Source organism: Burkholderia sp. BCC0322 (assembly GCF_902833045.1).
Taxonomy (GTDB): domain Bacteria; phylum Pseudomonadota; class Gammaproteobacteria; order Burkholderiales; family Burkholderiaceae; genus Burkholderia.
Map to the genome: position 1 here is coordinate 1 of NZ_CADFDU010000053.1, position 454 is coordinate 454.

The 454-nt window shown below is 24.9% G+C and carries 1 protein-coding gene; it reads right to left on the reverse strand.

Annotated elements, in window-relative coordinates:
- Positions 1–339 (reverse strand): hypothetical protein (locus HWX39_RS35845; RefSeq protein WP_208458866.1); only part of this gene is annotated, 339 nt, incomplete at its 3' end.
- Positions 340–454: the final 115 nt, after the last annotated feature.

The following is a 454-nucleotide window of genomic DNA, read 5'->3' on the forward strand; positions in this document are numbered from 1 at the left end:
GGCTTTCTTATCTCTGTTGGTTCTGTTGCTGATAAACTTTTCGTCAGCATCATCTTTTTTTCTTTTGCTCCAAATTAAAGGGTCAAGAAACTTAGGAATTGTTTTTAAATAGTCATCAAGATTTCCATTGAACTGATTTTTGACTAGATTAATGACTGTTGATTTATGTATTTTTGGAACAAGAGAATAAAATAAATTGTCTTTTTCTTCTTGTTTATCAATTTCTTTTGATATTTCTAAAACATCTTCTTCAAAAGTATTGACATTTAAATTATTATTAGATAAGATTGTATTGTTAGATTGATTATTAATAAAGCGATTGTTGTTTGAAATAGTCATAAAAGTTTTCCTGTTTTTTGTTCTGATAAAATAATAATAAGAAAACAAAACCAAAAATCAAGTCCTTTAAGAAATTAAAGGGCTTTTTTTATTGCTTTTTCTATCTTTTCTTTTA